The organism is Acidovorax sp. (assembly GCF_046339755.1).
GTDB lineage: Bacteria > Pseudomonadota > Gammaproteobacteria > Burkholderiales > Burkholderiaceae_C > Acidovorax.
Genome location: NZ_JBKDTZ010000360.1, coordinates 1 through 4,214, shown reverse-complemented (window position 1 = coordinate 4,214; position 4,214 = coordinate 1). Strand labels below are relative to the sequence as shown.

General features: G+C 71.1%; 4 protein-coding genes and 1 pseudogene. 2 read left to right on the top strand and 3 right to left on the bottom strand.

The window, feature by feature from the left end:
• A partial coding sequence (locus tag ACK59X_RS31225) for a Bug family tripartite tricarboxylate transporter substrate binding protein (protein ID WP_409962799.1) occupies positions 1-886 on the top strand: 886 nt, incomplete at its 5' end.
• A 44-nt stretch (positions 887-930) separates the two neighbouring features.
• Here ACK59X_RS31225 and ACK59X_RS31220 read toward each other — a convergent pair.
• Complete coding sequence (locus ACK59X_RS31220; RefSeq protein ID WP_409962797.1) at positions 931-2,244, bottom strand: aspartate aminotransferase family protein; 1,314 nt, start codon at positions 2,242-2,244, stop codon at positions 931-933.
• A 112-nt stretch (positions 2,245-2,356) separates the two neighbouring features.
• Here ACK59X_RS31220 and ACK59X_RS31215 point away from each other — a divergent pair, with 112 nt between their 5' ends.
• A complete protein-coding gene (locus ACK59X_RS31215) occupies positions 2,357-3,088 on the top strand; it encodes a TetR/AcrR family transcriptional regulator (RefSeq protein WP_409962795.1) in 732 nt (243 codons plus the stop codon).
• Here ACK59X_RS31215 and folK read toward each other — a convergent pair whose 3' ends face one another.
• Both folK and ACK59X_RS31205 read right to left on the bottom strand, forming a co-directional pair.
• Complete coding sequence (gene folK, locus ACK59X_RS31210; RefSeq protein ID WP_409962801.1) at positions 3,089-3,580, bottom strand: 2-amino-4-hydroxy-6-hydroxymethyldihydropteridine diphosphokinase; 492 nt, start codon at positions 3,578-3,580, stop codon at positions 3,089-3,091.
• Positions 3,581-3,594: 14 nt separating this feature from the next.
• Positions 3,595-4,214: pseudogene (locus ACK59X_RS31205) on the bottom strand (polynucleotide adenylyltransferase PcnB); the annotation flags it as partial.

The window sequence follows — 4,214 nt, the reverse complement described above, 5'->3', positions numbered from 1 at the left end:
CCGCCTGTGCGGGCCCTCCGCCCCGGGCGGCCCGAGCGACGCCCCGGCACGCCCCCGGGCCGCGGGCGTGCGCGACTCTCTGGGTACGGTGATCATCGACAACAAGGGCGGCGCGGGCGGCAACATCGGTGCCGACGCGATTGCCAAGGCGGCACCGGACGGCCTGACCATCGGCATCTCGGCCACGGCCACGCATGCCGTGAACCCCTGGCTGTACAGCCGCATGCCCTACGACGCGGGCAAGGACTTCGCCGGCATCACGCAGATGGTGCGCGTGCCCAACGTGCTGGTGATCAACGCCGCCAAGGCCGAGCAACTCAAGATCAACACCCTGGCCGACCTGATCGCCTACGCCAAGGCCAACCCGGCCAAGCTCAACTACGGCAGCGGCGGCAACGGCAGCGCCGGCCACCTGGCGGGCGAGATGTTCAAGCAGCGCGCCGGCATCTTCGCGCTGCACATCCCCTACCGCGGTGCCAACCCTGCGCAGCTGGCCCTGCTGGCCGGAGAGGTGGACTTCAACATCGACAACCTGGCCGCCGCAGCACCCAACATCCGTGCCGGCAAGCTCAAGGCCCTGGCCGTGACCTCGCTGGCCGCCAGCCCCAACCTGCCGGGCGTGCCCCCGCTGTCGGACACCTTCAAGGGCTTTTCCATCGACACCTGGTGGGGCCTGGTGGCGCCTGCGGCCACGCCCAAGCCGGTGATCGACAAGCTGAACAAGGCCTTCGTCGCGGCCCTCAATGCGCCCGAGACCAAGACCCGCTTCGGCCTGCTGCTGGCCGAGCCCGTGGCGACCACGCCAGCGCAATTCGACAGCTTCATGGCGGCCGAGCGCGCCAAGTACCAGCAAGTGGTGAAAGCCTCCGGCGCGAAGGTCGACTGACCAGCGCTTCATCTGCTGTACAGGGCCCCTCCGGAGCCCTTTGTTTACGCCCGCGCCGGCAACACGGCTCGGTGGCGCGCCACCACGGCATCGAGTGCGGCTACCAGGGTGTCGCACTCGGCATCGCCCACGGGCAGCGAGAGCGCGATCAGCCCGCGCCGCGCCATGAACACACCCTCTTCGAGCAGGCCGAAGAACAGCAGGTCCTTGGCCCGCCCGTCCGTACCCTGCAGGTCGGCGGGCGAGCGCACCGGGCCTGCGGTGGCGTGCAAGGTCATGAGCGAGCCGATGCCGGTGAAGCCCATGTCCACGCCGTGCTGCGCGAACACGGCATTGAAGCGCGCGCGCAGTTGCTCGCCCCGGGCGTTGAGCGCCTGCACCACCTCGGCCGTGAGCACCTGGCAGAGCCCTGCATGGCCCGCGGCCATGGAGAGCACGTTGTTGTTGAAGGTGCCGGCATGGGCCAATGCGTCGGGGCGGCGCGGGTCGAAGCGTTCCATCACGTCGCGCCGGCCGCCGAACACGCCGAAGGACATGCCGCCGCCCAGGTACTTGCCGGCCGTGGTGAGGTCCGGGCGCAGGGACAGCAGCGCCTGGCGCCCGCCGAAGGACAGGCGCGAGGTCATGACCTCGTCGAACACCAGCATGGCGCCGCATTCGTCGGCCAGGGTGCGCAGTGCCCGCAGGAAGTCCGGCTCGCCCGGGATGCAACCGCCTGCGCCCAGCACGGGCTCCACCAGGATGGCGGCGATGTCCGGCCCATGCTCCGCCACCAGGGCACGCACGCTGTCCACGTCGTTGTAGCGCGCCAGCAGGAAGGCATGCGGCACGTTCATCGGCGAGCCGCCGCCCGCGAAGGTGAGCACGCCGCCGTGGTAAGCCCCGTCGAACACGATCACCTTGCCGCGGCCCGTGTGGGCCTTGGCGGCTGCCAGGGCCAGCAGGTTGGCTTCGGTGCCCGAGTTGGCGAAGCGCAGCAGCTCCATGGACGGAAAGCGCCGCCGGATTTCCTGCGCCAGTCGGGCCTCGCGCGCGGTGTGCGACGAAAGGTTGATGCCGCCGGCCAGCGCTTCCTGGATGGCGGCCAGGATCACCGGGTGCGAGTGGCCGTAGAGCCCGGCCGTGAATTCGCCCAGGGCGTCGATGTAGGCGTGCCCGTCGGCATCCCACACGTGGCAGCCCTCGCCGCGCTCCATGCTCAGGGGAAAGGGGCCATGGAACAGCACGCTGCGGGTATTGCCACCGGGCAGCGATTGCTCGGCCTCGGCCAGCAGGGCGGCGCTGCGCGGGTTGCGGGTGCGGTAGTTCTCCACGGCCTGGAACAGGGCCTGGTCCAGAGGGGTCGGGGTGGCATTCATGGCATCTCCTGTACGGTGTACAAGAAATTATGGATCGATGGAACAGGCTTGGCAAGGGGAGGTGCCTGGCGATGCCTGACAATCCGCACTGACAACCGCCCCGCCCCTTTCCATGCCCCGTGCCGCCAAGCCCTCTCCCGCCCCCCAGGGCACCCTGGATACCGCCACGCCCCCGCTGTCGCGCGAGAGCGTGCTGGCGGCTGCGCTGGCGCTGATCGACCAGCGCGGGGTGGAAGCCTTCAGCGTGCGCGACCTGGCGCGCTCGCTGGGCGTGTACCCTACGGCGCTGTACTGGCATGTGCCGGGAGGCCGCAACGCGCTGATCGCCGGGGCCGTGACCGCCGCCGTGGGCGGGCTGGCGCCCCCCGCACCCAACACCGACTGGCAGGCCGAACTGCGCGCCCTGTTCGCACGCTACCGCCGCGCCGTGCAGCAGCACCCGCGCATCGCACCGGTGCTGGGCGCGCAACTGGTCTCCAATGCCAGCCTGGACCCGCTGCTGCTGGACCGCATCCTGGCGCTGCTCGAATCGGCCGGGTTCGTGGAGCAGGGCCTCATCGATGCCTACAACGTGGTGATTGCCGCCATGGTCAGCTTCGTGACCCTGGAGCTGGCGCCCCAGCCCGCGGACGACCCGGACGGCTGGGCCACGGGCCACCAGGAGCGCCTGGCGCAGATCGATGGCGCGGCCTGCCCCACGCTGGCGAAGCATCTGCCGCAGATGGCCAACCGCGCCTTCGTGGTGCGCTGGAGCAGCGGCAGCACGCACCCGCTGGATGCCGGCTTCGAGGCCTGGAGCGAGGTGGTGGTGCAGGGGCTGGCGGCCCGGCTGCCGAAAGCCTGATCAGCGGCTGGCCGCCACGGGCCACAGCAAGGTATCGGTCCGTTCGATGCGCTGGCTGGCCACGGCCGCCAACTGGCCTGGCGTGACGCGCCCGGGGGCGATATCGGACAGGGGCAGCAGCACGAAGGCGCGCTCGCCCATGCGCGGGTGCGGTACGGTCAGATGGGGGGTGGCGATGCTCTCATCGCCATAGAGCAGGATATCGAGGTCCAACGTGCGCGGGGCATTGCGGTACAGGCGCTCCCGGCCCGCCGCCGCTTCGATGGCCTGCAGGGCCTCGAGCAGTGCCATGGGCGGCAGCCCCGTGGCCAGCTCGGCCACGGCATTCAGGTAATCGGGGCCATCGGCGTCTACCGGCGCGCTGCGGTACAGCGGCGAGACCTGGCGCACCTGTGTCGCTGGCAAGGCAGCCAGGGAGACCAGCGCCTGCTGCAGGGCTGCCCCCCGGTCACCGAGGTTGGCGCCCAGGCCGATGAAGGCCGCTACCGCCATGCTGTCGGCAGCGCTCACTGCGCCGCAGGCGCGGCAGAGCCTTCACCGCCACCACCACCCCCGGTGGGCTTGCGGCGACGGCGGCGGCGCTTCTTGGGTGCGCTGCCATCGGGTGGCACGGCATCGCCGCCGTGCTCGGGCGCAAAGTCGTCACCCTCGTCCTGCCCGCCATCGGTGGCAGCAGCAGCACGGGGTGCACGCGGCTTGGGCGGCTGCGGTGCCTGGCCATCGCCGGCGGGCCCCGCCTTGGGCACGCGGCGCACCGTGGGCTGGCTCACGCGCTGGCGCGCCTTCTGTTCTTCGCGCGCCTGGTCCATCAGGTCCTCGCGGCGGTCGTCGTCGGCGGCCTGGCAGTCCTGCCACCATTCGGCCAGGGCCTCGTCGATCTCGCCCACATCGGCGCGCAGGCGCAGAAAGTCGAAGCCGGCGCGGAAGCGCGGCTGCATGACCATGCCGAAGGGCGTGCTGCCCACGCGCTTCTCGAAGCGCGGCTGCATGACCCAGATCTCGCGCATGTCGGCGGCCAGCTTGCCGCGGCCCGACACATCGCCGATGCGCTTGTCGAACACGTCGTCGATGGCGTCCTGCAGCGCAGGCAGCGGGTGCTGGCGCTGGGCCAGGCGCTCCGTCCAGC